At 71.7% G+C, this 26,360-nt stretch carries 20 protein-coding genes and 3 pseudogenes; 10 read left to right on the forward strand and 13 right to left on the reverse strand.

Going from position 1 to position 26,360, the window contains the following annotated elements; genetic code table 11:
• Window positions 1-57: 57 nt before the first annotated feature.
• Entirely contained in the window at window positions 58-1,095 is a 1,038-nt protein-coding gene (locus QMZ92_RS03205; RefSeq protein ID WP_283295686.1) for an ABC transporter ATP-binding protein, read from the reverse strand.
• A 172-nt stretch (window positions 1,096-1,267) separates the two neighbouring features.
• Here QMZ92_RS03205 and QMZ92_RS03210 point away from each other — a divergent pair, with 172 nt between their 5' ends.
• From QMZ92_RS03210 to putP, 3 genes are all read left to right on the forward strand, one after another.
• Window positions 1,268-1,942 carry a FadR/GntR family transcriptional regulator gene (locus QMZ92_RS03210; RefSeq protein WP_502961982.1) on the forward strand — a complete coding sequence of 225 codons (675 nt, stop codon included), beginning with the start codon at window positions 1,268-1,270 and terminating at the stop codon, window positions 1,940-1,942.
• Window positions 1,943-1,975: 33 nt separating this feature from the next.
• Entirely contained in the window at window positions 1,976-2,755 is a 780-nt protein-coding gene (locus QMZ92_RS03215; RefSeq protein ID WP_283295687.1) for a cache domain-containing protein, read from the forward strand.
• Window positions 2,756-2,937: 182 nt separating this feature from the next.
• Window positions 2,938-6,519, forward strand: coding sequence for a sodium/proline symporter PutP (gene putP / locus QMZ92_RS03220; RefSeq protein WP_283295688.1), 3,582 nt, complete (start codon window positions 2,938-2,940; stop codon window positions 6,517-6,519).
• Window positions 6,520-6,622: 103 nt separating this feature from the next.
• On the opposite strand, the gene QMZ92_RS03225 is transcribed toward putP, so the two are convergent.
• The gene (locus QMZ92_RS03225; protein ID WP_138051763.1) at window positions 6,623-7,111 is read right to left on the reverse strand and encodes an Lrp/AsnC family transcriptional regulator; all 489 of its coding nucleotides are present in this window, start codon (window positions 7,109-7,111) and stop codon (window positions 6,623-6,625) included.
• A 257-nt stretch (window positions 7,112-7,368) separates the two neighbouring features.
• On the opposite strand from QMZ92_RS03225, the gene QMZ92_RS03230 reads away from it, so the two are divergent.
• Window positions 7,369-8,244 carry an EamA family transporter gene (locus QMZ92_RS03230; protein WP_283295689.1) on the forward strand — a complete coding sequence of 292 codons (876 nt, stop codon included), beginning with the start codon at window positions 7,369-7,371 and terminating at the stop codon, window positions 8,242-8,244.
• Entirely contained in the window at window positions 8,237-9,463 is a 1,227-nt protein-coding gene (locus tag QMZ92_RS03235; protein ID WP_283295690.1) for an amino acid aminotransferase, read from the forward strand. The genes QMZ92_RS03230 and QMZ92_RS03235 overlap by 8 nt, the downstream gene beginning before the upstream one ends.
• Before the next feature lie 25 nt (window positions 9,464-9,488).
• Here QMZ92_RS03235 and QMZ92_RS03240 read toward each other — a convergent pair whose 3' ends face one another.
• Entirely contained in the window at window positions 9,489-10,664 is a 1,176-nt protein-coding gene (locus QMZ92_RS03240) for a PP2C family protein-serine/threonine phosphatase (RefSeq protein ID WP_283295691.1), read from the reverse strand.
• A 275-nt stretch (window positions 10,665-10,939) separates the two neighbouring features.
• Complete coding sequence (locus QMZ92_RS03245; RefSeq protein WP_283295692.1) at window positions 10,940-11,545, reverse strand: sigma-70 family RNA polymerase sigma factor family protein; 606 nt, start codon at window positions 11,543-11,545, stop codon at window positions 10,940-10,942.
• A gap of 297 nt (window positions 11,546-11,842) precedes the next feature.
• On the opposite strand from QMZ92_RS03245, the gene QMZ92_RS03250 reads away from it, so the two are divergent.
• Window positions 11,843-12,136, forward strand: coding sequence for a WhiB family transcriptional regulator (locus QMZ92_RS03250; RefSeq protein ID WP_283295693.1), 294 nt, complete (start codon window positions 11,843-11,845; stop codon window positions 12,134-12,136).
• Window positions 12,137-12,280: 144 nt separating this feature from the next.
• On the opposite strand, the gene QMZ92_RS03255 is transcribed toward QMZ92_RS03250, so the two are convergent.
• From QMZ92_RS03255 to QMZ92_RS03265, 3 genes and pseudogenes are all read right to left on the reverse strand, one after another.
• Window positions 12,281-13,513 (reverse strand): NAD(P)/FAD-dependent oxidoreductase, encoded by a 1,233-nt coding sequence (locus tag QMZ92_RS03255; protein ID WP_283295694.1) that lies wholly within the window; start codon window positions 13,511-13,513, stop codon window positions 12,281-12,283.
• 203 nt (window positions 13,514-13,716) lie between these two features.
• Window positions 13,717-13,962, reverse strand: a pseudogene (locus QMZ92_RS03260) (RNA polymerase subunit sigma-24); the annotation flags it as partial.
• Between the two features lie 498 nt (window positions 13,963-14,460).
• Window positions 14,461-14,670, reverse strand: a pseudogene (locus QMZ92_RS03265) (carboxymuconolactone decarboxylase family protein); the annotation flags it as partial.
• 552 nt (window positions 14,671-15,222) lie between these two features.
• Here QMZ92_RS03265 and QMZ92_RS03270 point away from each other — a divergent pair.
• Both QMZ92_RS03270 and QMZ92_RS03275 read left to right on the forward strand, forming a co-directional pair.
• Window positions 15,223-17,625 (forward strand): ATP-binding cassette domain-containing protein, encoded by a 2,403-nt coding sequence (locus QMZ92_RS03270; protein ID WP_283295695.1) that lies wholly within the window; start codon window positions 15,223-15,225, stop codon window positions 17,623-17,625.
• Between the two features lie 318 nt (window positions 17,626-17,943).
• Complete coding sequence (locus QMZ92_RS03275) at window positions 17,944-18,753, forward strand: thioesterase II family protein (protein ID WP_283295697.1); 810 nt, start codon at window positions 17,944-17,946, stop codon at window positions 18,751-18,753.
• Window positions 18,754-18,856: 103 nt separating this feature from the next.
• Here QMZ92_RS03275 and QMZ92_RS03280 read toward each other — a convergent pair whose 3' ends face one another.
• Both QMZ92_RS03280 and QMZ92_RS03285 read right to left on the reverse strand, forming a co-directional pair.
• The gene (locus QMZ92_RS03280; RefSeq protein WP_283295716.1) at window positions 18,857-19,654 is read right to left on the reverse strand and encodes a family 1 encapsulin nanocompartment shell protein; all 798 of its coding nucleotides are present in this window, start codon (window positions 19,652-19,654) and stop codon (window positions 18,857-18,859) included.
• Between the two features lie 14 nt (window positions 19,655-19,668).
• On the reverse strand, window positions 19,669-20,664 hold the full coding sequence (locus tag QMZ92_RS03285) for a Dyp-type peroxidase (RefSeq protein ID WP_283295699.1): 996 nt from the start codon (window positions 20,662-20,664) through the stop codon (window positions 19,669-19,671).
• Between the two features lie 158 nt (window positions 20,665-20,822).
• On the opposite strand from QMZ92_RS03285, the gene QMZ92_RS03290 reads away from it, so the two are divergent.
• Entirely contained in the window at window positions 20,823-21,200 is a 378-nt protein-coding gene (locus QMZ92_RS03290) for a nuclear transport factor 2 family protein (protein WP_283295700.1), read from the forward strand.
• 64 nt (window positions 21,201-21,264) lie between these two features.
• Here QMZ92_RS03290 and QMZ92_RS03295 read toward each other — a convergent pair.
• Window positions 21,265-21,486, reverse strand: a pseudogene (locus QMZ92_RS03295) (SpoIIE family protein phosphatase); the annotation flags it as partial.
• 51 nt (window positions 21,487-21,537) lie between these two features.
• Here QMZ92_RS03295 and QMZ92_RS03300 point away from each other — a divergent pair.
• Window positions 21,538-21,792 (forward strand): SDR family oxidoreductase, encoded by a 255-nt coding sequence (locus QMZ92_RS03300; protein ID WP_283295701.1) that lies wholly within the window; start codon window positions 21,538-21,540, stop codon window positions 21,790-21,792.
• Window positions 21,793-21,819: 27 nt separating this feature from the next.
• On the opposite strand, the gene QMZ92_RS03305 is transcribed toward QMZ92_RS03300, so the two are convergent.
• The 3 genes from QMZ92_RS03305 to QMZ92_RS03315 are packed head-to-tail and all read right to left on the reverse strand — an operon-like array spanning window position 21,820 to window position 25,727.
• A complete protein-coding gene (locus tag QMZ92_RS03305; RefSeq protein ID WP_283295702.1) occupies window positions 21,820-23,886 on the reverse strand; it encodes an iron ABC transporter permease in 2,067 nt (688 codons plus the stop codon).
• A 6-nt stretch (window positions 23,887-23,892) separates the two neighbouring features.
• Window positions 23,893-24,870: an ABC transporter substrate-binding protein gene (locus QMZ92_RS03310; RefSeq protein ID WP_283295703.1), complete on the reverse strand. Its 978-nt coding sequence runs from the start codon at window positions 24,868-24,870 to the stop codon at window positions 23,893-23,895.
• On the reverse strand, window positions 24,867-25,727 hold the full coding sequence (locus QMZ92_RS03315) for an ABC transporter ATP-binding protein (RefSeq protein ID WP_283295704.1): 861 nt from the start codon (window positions 25,725-25,727) through the stop codon (window positions 24,867-24,869). The genes QMZ92_RS03310 and QMZ92_RS03315 overlap by 4 nt, the downstream gene beginning before the upstream one ends.
• Window positions 25,728-26,360: the final 633 nt, after the last annotated feature.

Here is a 26,360-nt window from a genome sequence, read left to right on the forward strand (position 1 = left end):
TCTCCGTAGGTGAGACAGCGGGGAGTGCGGGGATTGTGTGCGGGGAGCCGGCGGGGGTTACGGACGGTCGGGAACCTGTACGGCGTGGCGCCGGTGCCACTGCAGGCGCACCCGGTTGCCGCGGTAGGCGGCGACATCCTCGGAGGAGGTCTCCAGGTTCTGCTGGAGGGCGGTGAGGCGGCCGCCGGTGTCGAGGTCGACGAGGAAGCGGGTGGCGTCGCCGAGGTAGACCACCTCGGCGACGGTGCCGACGGCGCTGGTGTGTCCCGGCGTGTCGGCTTCGGCAGACTCCTTCAGCACACGGATCTTCTCGGGGCGGATGCTGTAGGTGCCGGGGGCTCCCACGATGCGGAGGGCGGCCTCACCCTCCAGCAGGTTCGACGTGCCGACGAAGGAGGCGACGAAGGGGGTCGCGGGGCGTTCGTAGATCTCGGCCGGGGTGCCGACCTGTTCGATGCGGCCCTGGTGGAAGACAGCGATGCGATCGCTCATCGTCAGGGCCTCCTCCTGGTCGTGGGTGACGAACACGAAGGTGATGCCGACCTCGCGCTGCAGGGCCTTGAGCTCGACCTGCATCTGCTCGCGCAGTTTGAGGTCGAGGGCGCCGAGCGGCTCGTCCAGCAACAGCACCCGGGGCCGGCCGACGAGGGCGCGGGCGAGTGCGACACGCTGGCGTTGCCCGCCTGAGAGCTGGGCGGGCCGCCGCTTGCCGTATCCCTCCAGGCGGACCTCGGCGAGCGCCTGGAGGGCCCGCGCCAGTCGCTCGGCCTTGGGCACCTTGCGGACCTTCAGGCCGTAAGCGACGTTCTCCTCGAGCGTCATGTGCGGGAAGAGCGCGTAGTCCTGGAAGACGGTGTGCACGTCTCGCTCGAAGGGCGCCAGGCGGGTCACGTCCTGGCCGGCCAGTTCGATGACGCCACCGGTGGGCAGTTCGAAGCCGGCGATCATGCGCAGCACCGTGGTCTTGCCCGAGCCGGACGGACCGAGCATCGAGAAGAACTCCCCGTCCCGGATCTCCAGATCGACCCCGGCCACGGCCTCGGTCTGCCCGAAGGACTTGCGTACGTCCTGAAGCCGGATGGCGTTGCCTCCCATGGGGAACCTTTCTGAGCGGTCCAGCGTTGAATGAAACATATGAAGTCATAGTTCAAATCTCAAGACCTGGTTAGGGTAAAGACTCGGCCAAGCGGTGAGGGGTGTGGCTGTGCAGCAGGAACGGAGCGGAGCGCGCAGGGCTGTGTTCGTGCCCGTCGATTCAGTGGCGCGCGTGGACATCGTGGTGCGTCGGCTGAGCAACGCCATCGAGCTGGGCCTGCTGGAGGACGGTGAACAGTTGCCCGGGGAACTGGAACTGGCCTCCCTGCTCGGCGTCTCGACCGTGACGCTGCGGGAGGCGCTCGTCACCCTCAGGAACCGAGGCCTGGTGACCACGCGTCGTGGTCGCGGAGGTGGCAGCTTCGTCACCGTGCCCGCCGCACCCGCAGCCGACCGGCTGCGTGCGCAATTGGCGGACTGGGGCACCGAGGAGCTCCGCGATCTCGGTGACTATTGGGCGGCCATCTCGGGGGCGGCCGGACGTCTGGCGGCCCAGCGCACCGAGCCCGAGGACCTCGCCGCGATGCGGCGTTCCTTGGCGGAGCTGCGGCGGGCACAGGAGCCCGCGGAGCGGGCGAGGATCTACGGCCGGTTGCACGTCGAGGCGGCCGCGGCCGCCCAGTCGGCGCGGCTGACCCGGGCGGCGATGGCCGTCCAGGCCGAGATCGGCGCGCTGATGAGCCTGGCCCTCGCCGACGACTCCTATGCGGAAGCTACCGCTCGCCGTCACAATGACGTAATCTCCGCCCTGCACAATGGAGCGAGCGAGCAGGCAGGGTCGTTGATGGAGGAGTGCGCCAGGACTTCTGTGGCTCACCTTGTGCAGATCTGCCTCCAGACGGTGTGAACGTGCGGAGGCTCCGCCCCGAGGAGGGCTCCCATGGGCAGCAGTCTTCCCGCCGCTTCCCCGGTGAAGGTTGACCGGGACGCGCTGGCCCGCGCCTCGCACGCGGTTCGCGAAGTCGTCGAGACGGTCTTCCGCACGGTCGCCGAGATCAGGGTGGCCTGCTCGACTCGGCTGGCCGCGGTGGCTGCCGAGGGCCGCCGTCCGCACTCGTCGGATTTCGCGTCACTCCGCCCCCACCTGCACAGCCGCCTGCAGCGGGGCGACCTCGTGTCCGGGCTCGGATTCGTGGCGGCACTCGACCTCCTGTCCGACACTGCCGCCTGGCTGGAGTGGTGGCAAGGGGACGCGACCGGACGTGTCACGCCGCTCGTCCTCGACCTGGAGGGCTCCCACTCCTCCTACGCCGACTACACCCACTGGGACTGGTACGCACACCCCCGGGACACCGGTCGGCGCATCGTCGCCGGGCCCTACGTCGACTACCTCTGCTCCGAGGAGTACAGCCTGACGTTCTCCCTGCCCATCGCCCACGACGGCCGCTTCGCCGGAGTCGCCGCCGCTGACGTCTACCTCCGGCACTTCGAAGCGGCGATCGTTCCCTCGCTGCGACGCCTGTCCGCCCCGGCCAGACTGGTCAACTCACGCGGGCGTGTGACGGCTTCCACCGACCCACATCATCTGGCGGGCTCCCTCACCAAGGCCTGCGACTTCGCCTCGCTCTCCGCCGGACCGTTGCTGCCGAGCGTCCACAACGGGCTCACGCTCTTCCCCTGCGAGGGAACCTCCCTCCTCCTGGTGACACCGGCCGACTGACGGCTCCGGGGCGCCGGCTGCGCGGCGGGACCGGCCGGGGCCGACACCGCGGCACCCGTGAGGAGCACGCCGATCGGCCCTCGTCGGCTCGGAATCTGTAGATTTGTTTGCCAGGGCGAAAGGCGCTGCAGACCGGCCGACGTGTTGCGCCCGTGCTCGTCAGCCTCGCAGGCGAGGAAGACATGTCCGATGTGAGCCCGCCGATCACGGCCACGTTCATCGTCTATGTGGTCGCCGTGATCGCAGTAGGTGTCTGGGCGTACACCCGCACCCGCACCTTCGCCGACTTCGCCCTGGGCGGCCGCAGGCTCAGCGCGCCGGTCGCCGCGCTGTCCGCGGGCGCCAGCGACATGTCCGGCTGGCTGTTCCTGGCGCTTCCCGGAGCCGTCTACGCGGCCGGGATCGGGGCCGGCTGGATCGCCGTCGGCCTGGCGATCGGCACCTACCTCAACTGGCTGTTCGTCGCGCCGAGGCTGCGCACCTACACCGAGCGCGCCGGTAACGCCGTGAGCCTGTCGGCCTACCTGGAGGAGAGGTTCGAGGACCGCACCCGGATGCTCCGGATGGTCTCGGCGGCGGTCACCGTCGTGTTCTTCACCGTCTACGTCGCCAGTGGACTGGTGGCCGGCGGGCTGCTGTTCCAGAAGGTCTTCGGCGTCGACTTCGAGCTCGCCGTGTCACTGACCGCCCTGGTGATCGTGGTGTACTCGTGCCTCGGCGGCTTCCTCGCCGTGAGCACCACGCACGTGATGCAGGGCACCCTGATGTTCCTCGCCCTGCTGGTGCTCCCCGTGATCGGTATCGGGGCGCTCGGGGGCTTCGGGGCGCTGGGGAACGCCCTCAGCGAGAAGACGCCGACCCTGCTGGAAGTGGGGGCAGAGGCCGGTTATGCCGACGGCCGGTGGACGGCCGGGGAGCCGCTCGGCGCCGTCGCCATCATCTCGCTGCTCGCCTGGGGGCTCGGCTACTTCGGTCAGCCGCACATCCTGGCACGCTTCATGGGCATCCGCAGCGCCCTCGCCGTCCCCGCGGCCCGGCGCATCGGAACGGGCTGGGTGCTCGTCGTGCTCGGCGGCGCCGTGCTCGTCGGTCTCGTGGGAATCGGGCAGCTCGACACGCCACTGGACAATCCGGAGACCGTCTACATCGCCCTGACCCAGACCCTGCTCAACCCCTGGATCGCGGGGGTGATGCTGGTCGCCGTACTGGCCGCGATCATGTCGACCGCGGACAGTCAGCTCCTCGTGTCGTCCGTCGCCCTCACGGAGGACTTCTACCGGGCCCTGCTCAGCCGGCGGGCCTCGGACAAGGTGCTGGTGTGGGTCGGTCGCGGCGCCGTGGTGGTGGTGATCCTGGTCGCCTGCCTGATCGCCCTCAAGGGCGGCGGGGTGCTGAACATCGTCGCCTATGCCTGGGCCGGCTTCGGAGCGGCCTTCGGGCCGGTCGTCCTCCTCTCGCTGTACTGGCCGCGGATGACATGGGCGGGGGCCATGGCGGGAATCGTGTCGGGCGCGGCCACGGTGCTCCTCTGGAAGGACATCAGTCCGCTGCTCGGGCCGCTCGATTCGGGCATCTACGAGATGGTGCCGGGCGTGCTGGTCGCCACGGCCGCCGCGCTGCTCTTCGGCAGGTTCGTCGGCCGGCCGCCGGAGCGTGCCTTCTGGCGGATGCCGGGGGGCGGGGTGAGCCAGCTGAGGCTCGAGCCGTTTCTCGCTCACGCACCGGTCGGCGTGGCGGTTCTCGACACTGATCTGCGGTACGTCTGGGTGAACGACGTACTGGGGCGGCTGATCCCCCTCGAACGACGGCTCGGGCGGCAGGTCAAGGAGGTGCTGCCCGAGCTGGAGGCGGAGGCGTTCGAGGAGAGGATGCGGACGGTCCTCCGGACCGGGGCTCCGGTGATGGACTACGAGTTCCGCGGGCCCAGCTACGCCGATCCCCACCAGGAGCGTGCGTACTCGGCCTCGTTCTTCGGGATGAAGGACCGCCACGGTCGCCACGTGGGCGTCTGGTACATGATCATCAACGTCACCGAGCGCTGGCGGGCCCAGGAGCGACTGGCTCTGCTGAGCGACGCCGGCGCCCGGATCGGCAGCACGCTGGATGTGACCCGAACGGCACAGGAACTGGCCGACGACGCCGTGCCGTCCCTCGCCGACTTCGTCGCCGTCGACCTGCTGGACTCCGTCATGAGGGGTGAGGAACCCGCTCCGGGGCCCGTCGACTCCAGCCCCGTCATTCGCCGCGCGGCGCAGAAGTCGGTGCGTGAGGGCGCTCCGGAGGCGAGACTGGCCGTGGGGGAGACGGTCCAGCGCACCCCCGCGTCCCCCGTCGCCCGGTGCCTGCTGGAAAGCCGGACCCTGGTGGAACCGATCCTGGACGCCTCCACCAGCGCGTGGGTGGCCATGGACCCGTCGCTGGGCGCCGTCATCCGCGAGTACAAGTTCCGCTCGATCATGGTGGTGCCGGTACGGGCCCGCGGCATCACCCTGGGCGCGGCGACGTTCGTCCGCTCCCGGCGCCTGGGCCCCTTCGAAGAGGACGACGCACGTCTTGCCGAGGAGCTCGTCTCCCGTGCCGCGGTGTGTGTCGACAACGCGCGCCGCTACACCCGCGAGCGCACCGCGGCCCGCTCGATGCAGCGCTATCTGCTTCCGCAGGAGCTGACGGGAGGATCCGCTCTGGAGGTGGCCTCCTGGTACTTCCCGGCACATGCGCCCAGTGGCGTGGGGGGCGACTGGTTCGACGTGATTCCGCTCTCCGGGGCCCGGGTCGCCCTGGTCGTCGGGGACGTGGTCGGCCACGGGATCAATTCCGCGGCGACCATGGGGCGGCTGCGGACGGCGGTGCGCACGCTCGCCAACCTGGACCTTCCCCCCGACGAGTTGCTGGCCCACCTGGACGACCTGGTCATCGGCCTCATGGAGGCGCCCGGCAGTGACGAGTCGGCGACGGCCGAGAGCGACAGCGTGGGCGCCGCGCTGATGGGGGCCACCTGCCTGTACGCCGTGTACGACCCGGTCAGCAGGCAGTGTGCGCTCGCCCGGGCCGGTCACCTCCCGCCCGTGGTCGTCGGCCCCGACGGCACCACCGACTTCCTGGACCTGCCCGCCGGACCGCCGCTCGGCCTCGGGTCGCTGCCCTTCGAATCCGTCGAACTCGAGCTGGCCGAGGGCAGCCTGATCGGGCTCTACACCGACGGCCTCATCGAGGCCCCCGACCGGGACGTCGACGTCGGTCTCTCCCTGTTGGGCAGCGCTCTCGCGGTCCCCGGTCCGACGCTCGAGGAGACCGGCGACAGCGCGGTCGACGCCCTGCTGACCGGTCCGCCGTCCGACGACGCCGCGCTGCTCCTCGCCCGGACCCGCACCCTGGGCTCCGACCGGGTCGCCACCTGGGACCTGCCCTCCGACCCCGCCGCCGTCGCGCATGCCCGCAGTCTCGCCGGACGGCAGCTGTCCGAGTGGGGAATGGACGACCTCGTGTTCACCATCGAGCTGATCGTCAGCGAACTGGTCACCAACGCCATCCGCCACGGGACCGGACCGATCGGTCTTCGTCTGATCCGGGACCGCGGCCTGATCTGCGAGGTTTCCGACGCCAGCAGCACCTCGCCGCGCCTGCGCCACGCCAGGACCACCGACGAGGGAGGGCGGGGGCTGCTGATCGTCGCTCAGCTCGCCCGACGATGGGGCACGCGCTACACGAAGACCGGCAAGATCATCTGGGCGGAACAGGCGATTCCCGGCGGAGGAACGAGGTGAGCCCCGCGGCCTGGGGAAGCCGCCCCTGCAGCCGCACGGACTGCACCCGGGGTTCCCATCCGCCTCCTCGGCCCCTTCGGCCCGCGGGTTCCTGCGCGGCAGGTCAACGAGGACCGGCCGCCGGGCGGGACGGCGCGCCGGGGCGGGGGTACACCCTGGACTGCTTCACGCTCCCGAACGCGAAGCTGGACTCGATCGACGCGATTCCGGGGATGGCGTGGATCTGCGTGCGCACCAGGACCTCGTACGCCTCAAGGCTCTCGATGACGACTCTGAGCAGGTAGTCGCTGCTGCCCGCCATCAGGTAGCAGTCCTGGATGTGTTCGATGAGCCCTACGTGCCGCTCGAACACGTTGACCGCCTCGGCGGTGTGGCGTTCCAGACTGACCCGCACGAAGACGGTGATCGGGAGACCGAAGGCGACCTGGTCCACCATGGCGGTGTAGCCGCTGATCAGACCCGACTCCTCGAGGCGGCGGACCCGGCGCAGGCAGGGCGAGGGCGACAGCCGTACCCGGTCCGCGAGGTCCTGGTTGGACAGGCGACCGTCCGCCTGCAGCTCATGAAGGATCTTGAGATCGACGGCGTCCATGGGCCTCCTTGGCAGATTCTGCCTCAAAGCTATGTCTGAAGGGCACAAGTGGCAATCGTCTGCCCTGCTGTGTGATCTAACGTTGCCCTCGTTGTCGCGGGAGGCGTGGTGCTGCCCGTAGGTCAGGTCCATGGGTGGGAGGTTCCTTGGTGGTCGCGACGAGAACGGCCGTGGAGCCAACGCCCTCGGAGGCCGGGAGCGCCGCACCCACGTCAGCTGCCGCGCGGCGCGGAGGGCTCTCTCCACAGGCGGTGGGCATGCTGGCACTGCTGCTGACCGTGGCGATCTGGGCCGCGTTCGCGCTGAGCGCCCGCGCCCTCAGCGCCTCCACCCTGCTGCCCGCCGACGCGGCCCTGCTGAGGTTCGGTGTGCCCCTCGTCGTCCTCGCGCCCGCCCTGTGGCGGCGTCGGCGCCGGCTGGCCGCTGTGCGACCGGGTCCCGCCGCCAAGATCATCTGTGGTGCGGGGGTGCCGTTCTTCCTCGCGGCGATGCACGGAGGATCGCTGACGTCGGCGGCCTTCGTCGGTGCGATCGTCCCCGGGATGGTCCCGTTGTTCGTCTCCGCCCTCCTTGTCGCGAGCGGGCGTGGTGCGCCGCGGGGAACTCAGACGGCCGGGCTGGTGCTGATCGTCGCCGGAGTCATCGCGCTGGTCCTCCGCCACACCGTGGTTCTGGACACGGATGTCCTGCTGGGTTCGGGCACCTTGCTCGTCGCCAGCGGCCTGTGGGCCCTGTACACGGTGGGGCTGCGCGAAGTGGACCTCGATCCGGTCGGATCCATAGGGCTGCTGTGCCTTCCGTCGTTCGCCGTCATCTCGTCCCTGGTCCTGACCGGCGTCCTGCCCGCCAATCTCGCCCGGGCGGCCGCCGGCGACCTGCTGCTGTTCCTCGTCGTTCAGGGGCTGGGCGTCGGCCTGTGCGCCGGCCTGCTGTACGCGTTCGCGATCCGGCGGCTGGGACCGCAGCGCAGCTCGGTCGTCGGCAGCCTCAGCCCGGTCGCCGTCGTCCTGCTCGCCATCCCCCTCCTGGACGAGGCGCCGACCCTGCCCGTCGTGGTCGGCGTGCCCCTCATCACCGTCGGCGTCGTTCTCGCCAATCGACGCCCCCGAGCCAAGGTTTCCGCAGATGCTTGAACTTCTTGCTTCCCCGCCCGCCGACCCGCTGTGGGATCTGGCTACCGAGTTCGAGGCCGACACGCGCCCGGAGCGCCTGAACCTCGTCCTCGGTGTGTATCGGGACCACACGGGATCGACGCCCGTCATGTCGGCGGTCAGAGAGGCCGAGATGCGCCTGGCGGAACGTTCCGCCTCCAAGGAGTACCGCGGACTCTCGGGCAACACCGCCTTCAACCGCGCCATGATGTCCACGGTTCTCGGCGCCGAAGCCCTGATCGCACGGGCCACGGCCGTCCAGACGGTGGCGGGTACCGGAGCACTGCGCCTGCTGGCCGACCTGGTGCGCCAGACCCGGCCGGGTGCGACGGTGTGGATCAGCGAGCCCGCCTACGTCAACCACCGGCCCATCCTCCAGGCAGCGGGGCTGAAGGTCCGGACCTACGGCCGGATCGACCGCGAAGGACTTCCCGACACGACGGGCATGCTCGACGACCTGCGTGGTGCGGGACGCAACGACGTGGTCCTCCTCCAGGGCTGCTGCCACAACCCCACAGGTGTCGACCCCTCCCTCGAGACCTGGGAGGCGATGGCCGGGCTCGCCGCGACGAACGGCTGGGTCCCCTTCATCGACCTCGCCTACCACGGACTCGGCGACGGGCTCGAGGCCGACCTGCGGCCCACCCGGATGCTGGCGGACCGCCTTCCGGAGATGCTGATCGCCGTCAGCTGCTCCAAGAACTTCGGCCTCTACAGCGACCGCACCGGCTGCGCGATCGTCCTCGGCTCGTCGGGCCCGGCGCTGCGGCATGTGGAAACGGCCCTGCAGAACGCCGCACGGACCCTGTACTCGATGCCTCCGGAGCACGGAGCCGCCATCGTCACCACCATCCTCCAGGACGCGGGGCTGCGGGCCGCGTGGCGGGCCGAACTCGACGCCATGCGCGACCGGATCACCGCCAACAGGTCGGACCTGGTCGCCCACCTCGACGCGCTGGGCTGCGGCACCCTGGCGAACTCGCTCGCGCGGCAGAAGGGCATGTTCTCGATGCTGCCGCTCGTGCCGGACGACATGCGCCGACTGCGCAGGCGGTTCGCCATCTACGGCACGGCCTCGGGGCGCATCAACATCGCCGGGGTCTCGGCGCATCGGATCCCCTACCTGGCGCAGGGCGTCGCAGCGGTGTACGCAACCGCCGACGCGTCAGGCGCGGCGTCGGCCGCCCCGCCGGCGCGTTGACGGAGCGGGTCGCCCGCCGTGTCCCTCACGGCGGCGGACCCGGGTCGGGGCGTCGAGACCCTGCTCGACCACCGGACGTGGTGGTGGCGGCACCCGGGACCGCGAGCGCCAGCAGCGCCACGTCGTCGTCCATCGCACCCGTGCGCCGCTGCAGGTCTCCCCACACCGCGTCGACCACGGCGCGCGGTGAGGCATCCGAGCCCTCCGCGAGCAGGGCGGTGAGCCGGTCGTCCAGCGGGTAGAAGGTGCCGGAGGAGTCCCGCGCCTCCGTGACACCGTCGGTGTACGCGAGAATCACGTCGCCGGGCCGGAGCGGCACCGTCGTGGGGGTGGCCGCCGGCAGCCCCGGCAGCCCGGTGCCGAGCGGCGGGCCCGGTTCGCAGCGCATTTCCAGCACCGTGCGGCCACGCAGCAGCAGGGCCGGGGGATGGCCCTGACTGAGGATGCGCACGTGTGAACCGTCTCCCGGGAACTCCATCAGGAGCGCGGTGGCGAACAGTTCGCCGCCGGCCCCGGCCACGGCATCGAGTGTCAGCCGCCGCTCCAGCCGCGCCGCCACCCCCTGCAGGTCCGGCTGGTCGAGGACGGCCTCGCGGAAGGCTCCCAGCAGGGCCGCGACGGTGCCGACGGCGGCGAGCCCATGGCCCTGGACGTCGGCGACCAGGGCCCGTACTCCGTAGGGCCCCGACCGTACGTCGTAGAGGTCCCCGCCGACCAGGGCACCCCGCTGTGCGGCCCGGTAGAGGGCGGCGCAGCGCAGCTCGCCCACACGGTCGGCAACCGGGGTGAGGACGGCGAGCTGGGCGGCCTCGGCGACCGAACCGGCCACTTCCAGGCGGCCGCGGAAGTGCTGCCGCACCCCGGCGATCACCACACTCAGCGCGGTGATCACGGCGACGGCCCCGAATTCGTCGGCGATCAGGCTGCCGGCCCCGACGCGGGGCAGCAGCATGATGCCGAGCACGGCGGCGCCGGTGATCGCGGTACCCGGTGCTCCGTACGCCAGGGCCGCGAGCGGCGCCACGGCTGCGTAGTAAGCGCCCAGTTCCACCTGGTTGGGCGTGACTCCCTGGGCCAGGACCAGTGCGGCCAGCAGGGCCACGGGCAGCGAGCGCAGCCACAGCGGTGGCGTGGCGGTCCACAGCGTGTCGGCACCCGCGTCGTCGGCACCGCCGGTTCGGGTCCGTGCTGTGGCGCCCATGTGAGCACCGTAACCGACCCGGCGCCCGGTGCCGGACAGCCGGCACCACAGGGGGCGGTGTGCCGTCCCGACGCTGAGCCGCCCGGCGGTGCGGGCGGCGCCCCACTCAGCTGGTTCCAGGAGCGCAGTTCGTCGGGGTTGAGAACGGCCCGCACCCGGACGACGCGGCGTCCGGCGACGCCGGGGCAGCTGACCGCGTCGACCTCGTGGCCGTAGCGCACCACGGGCCCGGTCCGTCCGTTGACGGACCGGGCCCGCGGCGTGCTGCCCGGGCATCAGGCGAGCAGGGCCGGCAGACTGCGGGCGACCTGTCGGCCGCCCAGTACCGGCCGGTCCGGGGCACGGACCTTGCCGCCGCCGTCGAAGGAGGCGGTGGCGTCCGGTGCCGGCAGCGACGTCAGGAGCGTCGCGTCCTGGGTGAGGCAGGCGTGCCGGACGGCGTGGACGACGAGGTCGTGCCGGAGCGGTGTGGCGGGGCGCAGGCGGCGGGCGCGAAGGCCGCACCGTGGCACGCCGAACCGGTTCGGCACGCTCCGGCTCCGGCCGTCCCGCGATGCCGGAGTCGGGCGAGGTGCCGTGCCGAAGGCGTCGTCGGGCACTAACGCGGCCCGCCCGGCCGGCACGACCTCGCCCGCTTCCTGCTCCGTCCGAGTGGCCGACTGTTCGGCCGGGGTCGCGTGCTCCCCTCCGGCGGGGGCCGGCTCGCGGCCGGGCAGGGCCGGCCGGTCCAGGCAGACGGCGTCGGTCACCCGCACCAGCCAGGAACGGGGCGCCGTGATCCGCGACCGCGCCGGACGGGACAGCGCGTACCACCGCCGGAAGGCCTCGTCCACGGCGCTCCGGGCCTCACTGGATGTCGCCCAGCGGACGCTGGGCGACATCCAGCAGGCACCGCCGCTCGTCGAGCAGCTCCGAGAGCGGCACCGCGTGATCGGCCTGGTCCGTACGGTGTCCTCCCGTCCGCTCCGCGGTTCCGACCGGACAGGCGCGGCACTCGGGACACCGCCGGCCCGCGGTACCGGGTGTCCGCCGTAGGGGGACCCCTCGTGGGAACGCAGGTACGCCCATGTCACATACACGCCGGCGGTTCGGTCTCACATACGACGGGCCGGGACGTTCTCGTACGGCCCCGGAGAAGTGACGCGAGCATATGCGCGTTCCTCGGCGAGGAGGTCTTCGTGAGTTGGCGACTGGACGCGATGTGCCTGGGCGAGGACCCTGATCTGTTCTTCCCCGTAGGCAGCGGTGACAGCGGTCCCACGCTGATCCAGACGGCCGAGGCGAAGGCCGTGTGCCGCCGGTGTCCCGTGGTGCGGCAATGCCTCGACTGGGCTGTCGGGAGAGGCCCGGTGGACGGAATATGGGGTGGCACCACGGAGCGTGAACGACGCGCGGCCGGCCGCCATCGCCCGGACGACTCGGGAATGACCGGCGGAACGGCTCGTCGAGAGCCGCGGGCGCCCGGCGCATAGTGGGCGTCCCCGAGGGCCTCCGAACTCGACGGCGCGGCACGGACGCAGGCGTCGCTTCGGGGCCGGGGCTGTCGGCGACGGGTGGCCCCCAGCGGGCACGGGCCACCCGCGGGGCCCACCGCTCCTCGCCCAAGCTGCGGAGCGTCAGGGCACGAGGCTTTCGAGGGGCACATCGGGATCGGACAGCCGGGCGTCGTCGATCCCCGCCCCCGAACCGATCAGGGAGCGGATCGGATCGATGACGTCCCAGATGTTGACGCTCATCCCCGCGAGGACGCGGTTCCCCGACATCCAGAAGGCGATGAACTCGCGCCCTGCGACATCGCCGCGGAAAACCACACGGTCGTAGCCGCCCGGCTCCACGTACCCGATGTACTCCATCCCGAGGTCGTACTGGTCCGTGTAGAAGTACGGCAGCCGCTCGTAGACGGAGTCCCGGCCGAGCATGCTCAGGGCTGCCGTGAGCGGCTGGTTCAGGGCGTTGGCCCAGTGCTCCACGCGCAGATGACGGCCGAGACGCGGGTGGTACGCCTTGGCGACGTCACCCGCGGCGTGGATGTCGGGCACCGACGTCCGCAGGCGCTCGTCGGTGACGATGCCGTCGCGCACTTCGAGGCCCGCCTCCTGCGCGAGCCGGACGTTGGGCGTGATGCCGATGCCCACGACCACGGTGTCCGCGGCCAGGTGACTGCCGTCGGCGAGCCGCACCCCGTCGGCGCGGCCCTCGGTACCGGTGATGCTCTCGACCTCGGCACGGGGGCGGAGATCCACCCCGTGGTCCTTGTGGAGGCGGGCGAACACCTCGGCCGCCTCGCGCCCGAGCACCTTCAGCAGCGGCAACTCCGAGTGCTCGAGCACCGTCACTTCGGCTCCGGCCGTCCGCGCGGCAGCGGCGGTCTCGAGGCCGATCCACCCGCCGCCGATCACGACGATCCTCGCGCCCTCGGTGAAGGCCGTCCTGAGTCGTTCGCTGTCCTCCACCCGCCGCAGGTACAGAACGTTGTCGAGGTCGGCTCCGGGAACGGACAGCCGGCGCGGGGACGAACCGGTCGCGAGGAGCAGTTTGGAGTAGGGCAGTCGGCGCCCGCCGTCCAGCTCCACCTCTTTCGCTCGCACGTCGACTGCCGTCGCGCTCGTACCCAGGCGCAGATCGACGCCGTTCTCGGTGTACCAGCCCTCGGGGTGGACGAAGATCGAGTCGCGCTCCTCCTTGCCCAGGAGATAGCCCTTGGACAGCGGCGGCCGGACGTAGGGCCGCTCCCGCTCATCGGCGACGATGACGAGCGGGCCGCTGTGGCCGTGCTCCCGCAGGGCCTCGGCTGCCTTGCCCGCGGCCAGTCCGCCCCCGACGATGACGAAAGTGTTGTCAGATGACACCGTGTTCCCCGTCTCGGATGTCGCATGCTGCGAGTCGTGTCGTGGGAGTTGTCTCACAGACCGAGTGGCGGCGCATCCTGGGACAAACCGGCTGTTCAGTCATTGGGATGCCCACGGCTGTGCCGACTGCCGGTCCTGGCCCCACCACCTCCGGTCCTGCACCGTGGGACATGTGACACCGCAGGGGGCGGCAGGGTGAGGGTTCAGCGGCCCAGCGACGCCGTGTAGGGCGTCAGCTTGTCCGGATTCATCACCCACATGATCCGTTCGATGCCCTCCGCGGACACGTCGACGGACAGGAGCGCGAAGGCCTGCCCGTCGGACGACACGAGGACGGCCGGGCGTCCGTTGGCCTCGACCCACCGGACGTCCGCCCCGGGCCAGAACCGCGGTGCGAAGGCGACGACGAACTTGGAGACGTGCGGACGTCCGACCACCGGGATCCGCGATGTCAGTGGGCGCTCACACCGATCACGCGAGGGAGAACACGTCACTCGTCGTTGCCGGCGCCCCGCTGCCGGCGGCACACCGCGAACCGGCCTCGCCCTCTCCGCGCCGCGGTGCTCGCGGGCGCGCCGGTGGAGCCGCCCCGCCCCCATGGCCACGGGGGCGCGGCGCACTCGGTCATCGCCCGGGGAGCCGTCCCGGAGCCGGTGCGAGGCGAGGCGGGGAAGATCGAGCCGGGCCGGGAGTCCGTTCGCGGCGGCCGTTGCACCGAGCTGCAGCCGACATCGGCGGGCCGCCGGCGGAGGGAGCGGTCAAGCACCGTGGTCCGGCAGCCGTGGCCCGACCGTTCAGAACTGACGAGACGTCATGTCCTGTGATGGTAGGACGAGTTCCTCCACCGGTTGGGACGGAACCGGCCGGTGCCGGGGTCCGTCTCCCCGCCGGAAGGCTGCGGCGACGCGGAGACGGACGTTCGGTTCCGGCGGTGCCGGCGTCCTCGGTCAGCCGAACCGACCCGGTTGGTAGCCGCCCGCAGGCTGCCTGTTGATCACGTTGATGCGGTTGTAGGCGTTGATGACGGCGATGAGTGACATCAGGGCGACGATCTGGTCCTCGTCGTAGTGCTTGGACGCGTCGGCCCAGGCATCGTCGGTGACACCACCGGCCGCGTCGGCGATCCGGGTGCCCTGCTCCGCCAGCTCCAGGGCCGCGCCGAGGATCCGGAGGCGGCCGCGTGCGCTCGGACTCACGGCCGGCGGGTGCGGCCAGGGGGATACCCCGGGACGGGCCCCGCCGGGCCGATCAGAGCCGGACCGATCAGAATCGGAGAAGCACCGGCGGCGGGGCTGCGGCTAGCGTGACGGCCATGGACACCACCCTTCACGCGAGCCGCCTCACGCACGACGACGCGGAGGCGGCGCCGAGGCCGTCCGGGAGCCGGCGGGGCAGCCGTACGGCGTGCGCGGCCGCGCCGTCCGCGATCCCGCGGGCGGTCCGGTCCGCACCCAGGGGACGTGGAGAGTGATCGCGCGGCCGTGGCACGACCCCCGTGCGCTCCGCACGGCCCCACACCCCGAACCGTCCCACCCCCGGACGGCCGGCGAGGCCGTCCGCGTGCCGGTCGCCGGGGCCGGGCCGCACCCGGCAGCGGTTCCACGATCCGCACCGCCGAGGGACCACCGGACATACTGCTCGAGGGCGGTCGGACCGAGCCGGGCGACGCCGGCGAAGGGCCGCGAGGGCGCCCGACGGATGGAGAGAAGATGAGCAAGGCCACGAGGACCGACCCGCAGTCGTCCGAGCCGCACCCCGCCGACAGCCACGACCTGATCCGTGTACACGGAGCGCGCGAGAACAACCTCAAGGACGTCAGCATCGAGATTCCGAAACGCAGACTGACGGTGTTCACGGGCGTTTCCGGGTCGGGCAAGAGTTCCCTCGTGTTCGACACGATCGCCGCCGAGTCGCAGCGGATGATCAACGAGACGTACAGCGCCTTCGTCCAGGGCTTCATGCCGACGGCGGCGCGCCCCGAGGTCGACGTCCTCGACGGTCTGACCACCGCGATCACCGTCGACCAGCAGCGGATGGGCGGCGACCCCCGCTCCACGGTGGGCACCGCCACCGACGCCAACGCGATGCTGCGCATCCTCTTCAGCCGGCTCGGCCAACCGCACATCGGCCCGCCGAGCGCCTACTCCTTCAACGTCGCCTCGGTCCGGGCGAGCGGCGCGATCACCGTCGAGCGCGGCGCCAGGACCAAGGCCGAGAAGGCCACCTACGAGCGCACCGGCGGCATGTGCAACCGCTGCGAGGGCCGAGGCACGGTCTCCGACATCGACCTCACGCAGCTCTACGACGACTCCAAATCGATCGCCGAGGGCGCGTTCACCATCCCCGGCTGGAAGTCCGACAACGTCTGGACCGTCGGGATCTACGTCGAGTCGGGATTCCTCGACCCGCACAAGCCGATCCGCAGGTTCACGAAGAAGGAGATGCACGACTTCCTCCACCGCGAGCCGACGAAGGTCAAGGTGAACGGGATCAACCTCACCTACGAAGGACTGATCCCCAAGATCCAGAAGTCGTTCCTGTCCAAGGACAAGGAGTCGATGCAGCCGCACATCCGGGCGTTCGTGGAGCGGGCGGTCACCTTCACCACCTGCCCCGAGTGCGACGGCACCCGGCTCGGGGAGGGGGCCAGGTCGTCGAAGATCAACGAGATCAGCATCGCCGACGCCTGCGCGATGGAGATCCGCGACCTCGCGGAGTGGGTCCGCGGACTCGACGAACCGTCGGTGGCGCCGCTGCTCACCGCGCTCCAGGGCACCCTCGACTCCTTCACCGAGATCGGCCTCGGGTACCTCTCGCTCAACCGTCCCGCGGGCACGCTGTCCGGCGGCGAGGCACAGCGCGTCAAGATGATCCGCCACCTCGGTTCCTCGCTCACCGACGTCACCTACGTCTTCGACGAGCCGACCATCGGCCTGCACCCGCACGACATCCGGCGGATGAACGACCTGCTGCTGCGGCTGCGGGACAAGGGCAACACGGTCCTCGTCGTCGAGCACAAGCCAGAGGCGATCGCGATCGCCGACCATGTCGTGGACCTCGGGCCGGGCGCCGGCACGGCGGGCGGCACCGTCTGCTTCGAGGGCACCGTCGAGGGGCTGCGAGCCAGCGACACCGTCACCGGACGCCACCTCGACGACCGGGCCACCCTCAAGGGGGCCGTGCGCACGCCCACGGGCGCGCTGCGGATCCGCGGCGCGAGGGCCAACAACCTGCAGGGCGTCGACGTCGACGTCCCGCTCGGGGTGCTCACCGTGGTCACCGGTGTCGCCGGTTCCGGCAAGAGCTCGCTCGTTCACGGATCGCTGCCCCGGCAGGTGGGGGCCGAGGGCGTGGTGTCGGTCGACCAGAGCCCGATCCGCGGTTCCCGCCGCAGCAACCCGGCGACGTACACCGGGCTGCTCGACCCGATCCGCAAGGCGTTCGCCAAGGTCAACGGCGTGAAGCCGGCGCTGTTCAGCGCCAACTCCGAGGGTGCCTGCCCCACCTGCAACGGCGCCGGTGTGATCTACACCGACCTGGCGATGATGGCAGGGGTCGCCACCACCTGCGAGGACTGCGAGGGGAAGCGCTTCCAGTCCTCCGTACTGGGGTACCACCTCGGCGGCCGCGACATCAGCGAGGTGCTCGCGATGCCGGTGACCGAGGCCGAGGAGTTCTTCGGCGCGGGCGAGGCACGCACGCCTGCCGCGCACAAGGTCCTCGAGCGGCTCGCCGATGTCGGGCTGGGCTATCTCAGTCTCGGCCAGCCGCTCACCACGCTGTCCGGCGGCGAGCGGCAGCGGCTCAAGCTGGCCACCCACATGGCGGACAAGGGCGGCGTCTACGTCCTTGACGAGCCGACGACCGGCCTCCACCTCGCCGACGTCGAGCAGTTGCTCGGGCTGCTCGACCGCCTCGTCGACTCCGGCAAGTCGGTCATCGTCATCGAGCACCACCAGGCGGTCATGGCGCACGCCGACTGGATCATCGACCTCGGCCCCGGCGCCGGTCACGACGGTGGTCGGGTCGTCTTCGAGGGCACTCCGAACGACCTCGTCGCCGCCCGTTCCACCCTCACCGGCGAGCACCTCGCGGAGTACGTCGGCGCCTGACACCGGCACCTGACCGGGCCGCGCCGAGCACGTCCGACACCCGACCGGGGCTCCGGTACCGGCGGCGCGGCCCGCGCGGCACCTCGGCAGACCCCGATGGCGTCGCAGCGCCGCGGGGTCTCCCGACGCAGCGGTCGTGGGCGCCGTCATGGCCGTGGGCACCGTCGTGGTGATCACGTTCACGTCGACGGGGGAGCGACACTCACGGGGGCGAATGCGACGATGCGGGGTGAACCCGCGGACGTGCGAACCCGGTTCGGTGCGTTCGGGCAGGTCCGGTGAGGTGCGGACACACCGGGCGTTCGCCACGGACGTGCGGTGGAGGAGCTTCGAGGTGCGGAGTTGGTCGGGGTGAGTCAGGAGCGGAACCTGTGGTTGCGGCGCTTCCACACGGTGGAACACGGCGCCGTGCCCGCCGGGGAACCGGCGTTCGAGTTGATCTGTTTCCCGCACGCCGGCGGCTCCGCCGCATACTGGCGCGGGCTCGCCGCGGAACTCGCCCCGGCGGGGGACGTCCTGGCGGTGCAGTACCCGGGGCGGCTCGACCGTCTGCACGAGGCGCCCGTCGAGGATCTCCATCGGCTCGCGGACCTGGTCGTCGCGGAGCTGGGACCGCGGGGCGACCGCCCCCGGGCGCTGCTCGGGCACAGTATGGGTGCCTCGCTCGCGTACGAGGTGGCCGTCAGGCTGGCGCGCGTGCCCGGACGCGAGCCGCTTCTGCTCGTGCTGTCGTGCCGTCGCGCGCCGGGCGCCGCCCGGAGGCGGCCCGGGGACTGGCCGCGGGAGGACGCCGAACTGATCGCCCGGGTCCGGAGACTGGGCGGCACGGAGTCCGCGCTCCTCGACGACCCCGAACTGCTCGACGTGATCCTGCCCGCGCTGCGCGGGGACTACCGGGCGCTCGCCTCGTACGAGCCGACTCCCGGCCGGACGCTCTCCTGCCCCGTCGTGGCCCTGACGGGAGACCGGGATGCCGAGGTGCCCGTCGAGGACCTACGGGACTGGCGGGAGTGCACCTCGGGCGACTTCCGCACGCGCGTGTTCGAGGGCGGGCACTTCTTCCTGAACGACCACGTGGGGGAGGTGGCCGAGCTGATCCGCGGCATGCTCCCCGCGTCCGCGGATTGAGCGGGGCGACCCGGGAGGGCCACCGGATCGGCGCCGAACTCCGCCCGGCCGACGCGGCATCCGGCGAGCTCCGTGAATCCGAGGAACCCTGCCTCGGGGCGGCTCACGCGCCGAGTGCCACCACCGCCTCGTCCGTGTACGTGAGGAACGTCAGGGTCTGACGGAAGTACAGCTCGACCTCGGCCGCGTCGTGGGAGGTGTAGCCGATCGCCAGATCCTCGCCGAGCCGCAGTTCGTAGTCCCCGCCCCTCGTGGTGAGGAGGAAGGCGCCGTCGAGGGCGGGCGCCCAGAGCAGCTGCCCGTCGAGGATGCGCTCGAGGTGTGCGGCGATCGGATAGCCGTGGTCGGAGGTCTCGCTGACCGCCGTGTAGGCGTCCGCGCCCAGCAGTAGTGAGTACGGGCCGCCGACGCCGGCCAGGCGCAGGGCGGTCAGGGCGCGGCTCACCGTGTCCGGGTACTCGCGTGGTTCCGCCGGGAGCGTGAGCGCGGGGTTGGAGCTGCGCTCACGCAGCCCGTCGATGCCCGCTGCCGCGTACCCCTCGAAGACCGCCCGGTCCTCGGTGAACGCCATGGTGCGTGCGGCGTCCTTGACCGGTTGCCAGTCCGAGTCCCGGGAACCCCGCTCGACGTCGTCGACCGCCGCGCGGGAGACGCGGAACGCCACCCGCAGTTCGACGAGGGGCTGTGACCCGCGCAGATGGGCCGTGACCCCGGGCGCGGGGGCGTCGATCCCCGACAGGTGCCCGGTGCCCACCGCCGCGAGTCCGGGTCCGTCGGGCCCGGTGACGTCCACGACGCGCCGCCCGGCGACGTTCCGCCGGAACGTGCGGCGTGCCTCCTCCTCGATCTCCGCCCAGGCGACGGGCGTGATCGGGGCGAGTTCCCGGTGCAGGTTGTTCATGCCGTTGGGCGTCGTCATGGTGATCGGGCTCCTTTGAGGTCCCCGATGCCGAGGGAGCCTTCGGCGGCCGCGCCCCGGCCTGTGGCCGGAGGAGGCGGGTCGTCGAGGAAGTCGGCGGTGGGCACGTGGAACAGACATCCCGTGACCGCCGTCGAGAAGTCGAGGATGCGGTCGTGGATCCCGGGAGGGTCGCCGAGGAACATGTTCCGCAGCATCCGCTCCGTCACGGCGGGGGTGCGCGCGTAGCCGATGAAGTACGTACCGAACTCCCCCCGTCCCACGTTCCCGAAGGGCATGTTCTCCCGGAAGATCTTCTGCTCGTCGCCGTTCTCGTCGGTGATGGTGTTCAGCGCGACGTGCGAGTCCGCGGGCTGGGCCGTGTCGGGCAGTTCGACGTTGGCCTGTTTGGTGCGGCCGATGGCGTTCTCCTGCTCCTCGGTGGGGAGCGCGTTCCAGGCGGCGAGATCGTGCACGTACTTCTGCACGATCACATAGCTGCCGCCCGCGAACCCCGGGTCCTCGCCGCCGGCGAACACGGCGCCGGTCGCCGTCATGCCCTCGGGATTCTCACTGCCGTCGACGAAGCCCAGGAGGTCGCGCTCGTCGAAGAACTTGAACCCGTGCACCTCGTCGACCACGGTGACCGCTCCGGCGAGACGCTCGCCGATCAGCCTCGCCAGCTCGAAGCACAGGTCCATGCGGTGCGCCCGCAGATGGAAGAACAGGTCTCCCGGGGTCGACGGTGCCCGGTGGCGGCCGCCGGACAGGGGCACGAAAGGGTGCAGATCACGGGGACGCGGACCGTCGAACAGCCGGTCCCACGCGGTGGAGCCGATTCCGGTGATGCAGCTCAACCCGGCATCCGGCACACGGAACCCCACCGATCTCCGCAGCCCCGCCAGGTCCGGCAGCAGATCGCGGACAGTGGCCTCGCCACCGGGTGCGACGGCGCACACGAGGAACACGGCGGCCCTGGCCGGCGGGGCGATCACCGATTGGGACTCGACCACGTGACTGCCTCCTGCCTCTCACCGGTGTCGCAGTGCGGCCTGAAGGCCGGAGGAAAAGGCTGTACGAAGGATCGTAAACCGTGGTCCGCGACCCTGCCGCCCGTGCACGTCGGAGGCCGGGCTCCGCGCGTGTCGGTGGCGGCTGCGAGCATGGGTTTATGGAGCCGTCGAAGGTCGTACACGGGCTGTGGGAGCGCATGCAGGCGCGGGACTGGGCAGGCGTGGGGGAGTTGCTCGCCCCCGACGTCGTCGTCGAGTGGCCGGTCAGCGGTGAACGGATCGTGGGCCGGGAGAACTACGTTCGCGTCAACGCGGAGTATCCGGAGGGGTGGTCGATCCGGGTCCTGCGGATCGTGGCCGCGGGCGGGGAGGTGGTGTCGGAGGTCGAGGTGCCGCACCGGACGACGGGCGTGCACCGTGTCGCGTCGTTCTGGACCGTGCACTCCGGACGGATCGTCGCCGGCCGGGAGTACTGGAGCGAGTTGGGCTCGGATCCGTCGCCGGAGTGGCGATCCGGCCTGGTGGAACGGCTGTAGGAGGGGGCCGGTGGAGATCTCCCGGGAGGACCGGTGAGCCGGGACGGCACCACCGTCGCCCCGGTCAGAGGCGGGCGAGGACCACGGCGGTGTCGTCGGTGGCGGCGCTCAGGGTGAGCAGGGATTCCACCAGGCCCTCCGGCTCGTCCTCGCAGTGGCGGGCGAGAGGGTCGGCGAGACGCCGCAGCCCCTCGTCGATGTCCTCGCCGCGGCGCTCGATCAACCCGTCGGTGCAGAGGTCGAGCGAGGCGCCGTCGGCGTACGGCGTCGTGGCCTGCGGGCGCGGGGCCGTCCACGACGCGCGTGGCGGTTGCTGAGGGCACTGCGGAGCTGGCCCATGACGCCGGCGGCCGCCAGGTGCGTCCGGGGGAACGCCGGCTCCGGGCCCATCGAGAGTGACGCCCTGACCGCCGCCCGCCTTCCCCCTGCCGAGGTCGAGCGGATCAAGAGAGCGGAGGCCGCCCGCATCCCCTTGGGCCGCCGGGGCCGGCCGGAGGAGATCACCGTGTGGGTTCACCGGCTGGCCGACCCGACGACGGAACGGCTCACCGGCCAGGTGCTGACCGTCGACGGCGGCCCGGAGGCCACGTGAACGCGTCCGTCCGTGCGGACGCGGTCCCTACCGGCGGGTGCGGACGAGCAGTTGCAGGAAGTAGGGCGTTCCGATCACCGCCGTCATCAGGCCGGCGCCGAGCTGCGCCGGGGCGATCACGGTACGGCCCAGCAGGTCGGCGACGCACACGAGCGACGCGCCGATGAGTACCGCCACCGGAACCACCCGGACGTGCTGCCTGCCCACCAGCGCCCGCGCCGCGTGCGGTGCGACGAGCCCCACGAAGCCGATCGTGCCGGCGGCGGCCACGGAGGTGGCCGTGAGCAGGACGCTCAGGACGAGGAAGCCCAGACGCCCCCGTGCCGGGTCGAGCCCCAGCAGCCTCGGCGTGTCCTCGTCCAGCGACAGCAGGTCGAGTTCGGTACGCCGCACGACCGCGACGACGACGCCCACCGCCAGCACGGCCGCGAGCGGAACCACGTCGACCGGGGTCCGCCCGTAGGTGGAACCCGACAGCCAGGTCAGCGCCTTCGTGGCGTTGAAGGGGTCGGTGAGCACGATGAGCAGGCTGATCAGCGCGGCGGACCCGGTGGCGGAACCGAAGCCGACGAGGACGAGCCGGTTCTGCCGGAAGCCGCCCCGCGCGGCGAGTCCGAAGACGACGACGGAACTGGCCGCCGCGCCCGCGAACGCCGCGCCGGCCACGCCCCACGACCCGGCCGGGGCCACGGTCGTCACGAGGAGAACGGCACCCAGCGCGGCACCGCCGGATACGCCCAGGATGGCGGGCTCGGCCAGGGGGTTGCGGGTCACGGCCTGGACGAGCGTCCCGGCCAGGGCGAGCGCCGCACCCGCGCACAGCGCCGCGAGGACCCGGGGCACGCGGGTGTCCAGGACGAACCCGACCGTGCGACCTGCCCTGCCCTGGGCCCAGTTCATCACGTCGCCGAGCAACAGCTTGCTGTCGCCCAGCAGCACGGCGGCGATCGTCACTCCGACGAGCACGGCCACCAGTACGGCCGCCACCGTCAGGGAGGCGGTCCGGCTGCGGACGCGCAGCCGGTCGGTGGCCGCGGGGCCCGCGTTGTCCCTGACCCGGGCGGCCATCACGACGAGGAACAAGGCTCCGACGAGGCTGGTGGCCACGCCCGTCGGCACGGCGACCGCCACATCGGCGGGCACGACGGCGCGCAGGAGCACGTCCGAAGCGAGGACGAGCACGGCACCGGCCAGCCCGGCGACGGGAATGCCGGCACGCGCCCGGGAGTACCCGCGGAACCTGCGTGCCAGAGGCCGGACGAGAGCGGGGGCGCACAGCCCCACGAAGCCGATCGGCCCGGCGAGCGTCACCGCCGCCGCCGAGAGCAGCGCCGCGAGCACGACCACGGTGACACGGGTCGCCCGGACGGGGACGCCGAGTCCGCGCGCGGCGTCCTCGCCGAGCGCCAGCGCGTCGATCCTGCGGGCGACGAGCAGCAGCCCGACGAGGCCGATGACACCGAGCGGAACCATCTGCAGCACGCCGGCGAAACCGATCTGGGAGATGCTGCCCTGGTTCCATCGGTAGAGCCCCTCCGTCTGCTGGGGGAACAGCAGCAGCAGCGCCTCGGTGATCGCGGTCAGTCCGAGCATGAGGGCACTGCCGGCGAGGACGAGCCGGACGGTGCCGGTGCCCAGGCCCGACAGCCCGAGTACGAGGGCCGCCGCCACGAGACCGCCGGCGAACGCCACACCGGAGGAGGCGAGGAGCGGCAGCGTGACGCCGGTGACGGCGGCCAGGCCGAGGGCCAGACAGGAACCGGCGTTCACCGCGAGGGTGTCGGGCGAGGCCAGGACGTTGCGGCTGACCGCCTGGAGGGCGGCCCCCGCCATGCCGAGCACGGCCCCGACGAGCAGCCCCGCGGTCATGCGGGGCAGCCTGGAGGCGATGACGACGGACGCGTCGTCCGGGTCGGCGCGCCCGGTGAGCGCCTTCCAGACCTCGGGCGCACCGACGGCGGCCGTGCCCTGGGCGATGTCGACGACCGCGAGGACCGTGACGAGGAGGAGCAGTGCGGCCGTCACCGCGACCGTGCCCGTCCGGGACGGGACCGCCGACGGACGGGTGGCGGGTGGGGAAGCGGTGACGGCCATGGGGCGTTACCTCGTCAGCGCCCGGACCGTGGCGTCGACGTACGCGCCCATCGACTCGGGGCCGCCGAACATCCAGATGCCGTCGGGCAGCCGGTGGACGTTGCCCTTCTTCACGAACGGCAGCGACTTCCAGACGGAGTCCTCGGCGAGGACGCCGGTGAACGGCGTGCTGGCCTCGTCGCCGTCGCTGCCGATGTAGGCGAACTGCACGTCGCCGAGCTTGGTGAGGCCCTCCACGTCGGTCGCGGCGAGCCCGTAACTCGGGTCGCCCCTGACCGTCCAGGCGTTCCTCAGACCGAGCTTCTCGTTGACGGCGCCGACGAGCGAGCCGCTGGTGTACGGCCGGATCGAGACCTGGTTGGAGACGACGTAGCCGTCGGCGAAGGCGTACTTCGTGCCGGCGAGACCGGCGTCGGCGAGGGCCTTCCCGCCCTCGGCGAGCTTGGCGTCGAAGTCCTTCCTGAGCTTCTCGGCCCGGTCCGTGGTGCCGGTGGCCTTCGCGATGAGTTCGAGGTTCCCGGTCATCCGGCCGATGGGGTCCGCCGCGTCGGCGGCGCGGAGTTCCAGGACGGGGGCGACCTCGCGCAGCTGCTTCACGGCGGCCGGCGGCAGGTCGTTCGTCGCGACGATCAGGTCGGGCGACAGGGATGCGATGGTGTCCATGCTCGGCTCGCCGCGCGTACCGATGTCCTCGGGCTCGTTCTTCAGCGGGACCGCGGTGTCCCAGGTCCTGTAGCCCCGGACGTCGGCGACACCGACGGGGTCGACGCCCAGCGACACCAGGCTCTCGACGACGTTCCACTCGGTGCCGACGACCTTCTCGGCGGGTCCGTCGAGCCTCACCTCCGCGCCGGTCGCGTCGGTGAGAGTGATCGGCTCGGCGGTCTTCTTCGCGTCGTCGGCGGCGGGCTCGGTCGTTCCGCAGGCGGTCAGGGCGAGGGCCGCCGCGGACGCGACCGCGGCGCTGAGGAAGAGGCGTCTCATGAGGTGGTACCGAGCCTTTCTGTTCGCGAGTGGTGCCGGCCGATGGCGCGGGTACGCAGGCGGCCGGTCAGGGGATCGGTGTCGACCTCGATGCGGATGCCGTAGGTGTCGGTCAGCCGCCGGGCGGTGAGGACGTCCTCGGGGAGTCCGTCGGCGATGATCCGGCCCTCGTGGAGCAGCACGATCCGGTCGGCCACGGCCGCGGCCTGGTCGAGGTCGTGCAGGACGGTGCCGACGGCGATGCCGTGCTCGTCGGCGAGGTCGCGCACGAGGTCCAGGAGTTCGACCTGGTAGCGCAGGTCGAGATACGTGGTCGGTTCGTCGAGGAGCACCACGCCGGTCTCCTGGGCGAGGCAGCAGGCGAGCCATACGCGCTGCAGCTGGCCGCCGGAAAGATACTCCGCTCCCCGCTCGGCGAGGTCCGCGACGCCGGTCATGGCGAGCGCGCCGTCCACCGCGGCGCGCCCGCCCGGATCCGCCTTGCCCCAGCGGCTCCGGTACGGGTACCGGCCGAACTCGACGACGTCCCGCACGGTCAGCCCGCTGGGCGTGGGGCGTTGCTGGGTCAGCAGGGCGACATGACGCGAGAACTGGCGGGGCGTCATGGCCAGCCCGTCGGTGCCGGCGTCGATGACGACGGCCGCGGTCCTGGGGCGTTGGAGCCGCGCCAGGGTGCGCAGCAGCGTGGACTTCCCGCTGCCGTTCGGTCCCACCAGGACGGTCACCTCGCCGGGCCGAAGCGTCAGGGACGCGTCGTGCACGACGTCGACACGGTCGTAGGCCACGGTGACACCCGTGGCCGACAGCTCATGACCGCGGGGGGCGGGGGCCGCTGGGTTCTCTTCACCGACTCTCACGGAGCAAAGGTTAGCCTAACCTTATATGTGTCGGGAGGGTGGGGGTGTAAGGGGAAAACCGGCCGTACCTCACCGAATGCGGCATTCGCCGTCGGCCGGAACAGCGGATCTGCTGAAACGCGGCCGGATCCTGCGGTCGCCGGACGGGCCGACGGGCACACGCACCCCACGGAGCCGCGCCGGTGGCCGGCGGGGACACGAAGGATCCCCGCCGGCCACCGGCGCTCGCCACCGCTGCCGGGCGCCGGAGCCCACCCCGTCGAGTCACCCGGCCCCGCCGGCGCCCCGTCACATCGCCGCGTTCCGGCCGTACGTACCGTCACAGCGGCCGGAACAACGGCGACGCGCGCTCACGGCAGGCAGTTCGCATCGGTGCCGGAAGGGCTCGAACGGGTCGGGGGGAACGACTCGCCGAGAGGCGGGTTGGGGCCGGGCCACCCCTCGTCACGGCATGCTTCCTCCTGCAACTTCCTCATCCGAGAGAGCAACAACGTGGCCATGCACAAGTCGTCCGAGGCGCTCGGCACGGACACCTACGAAGACGAACTTCCCGTCCGGCGCCGGCAGCCCGGCAACGTGGTCGTGAAGTGGCTCACCACCACCGACCACAAGACGATCGGCACGCTCTACCTG

The sequence above is a fragment of the Streptomyces sp. HNM0645 genome, assembly GCF_030056615.1.
In the GTDB taxonomy this organism is placed as follows: domain Bacteria; phylum Actinomycetota; class Actinomycetes; order Streptomycetales; family Streptomycetaceae; genus Streptomyces; species Streptomyces marianii.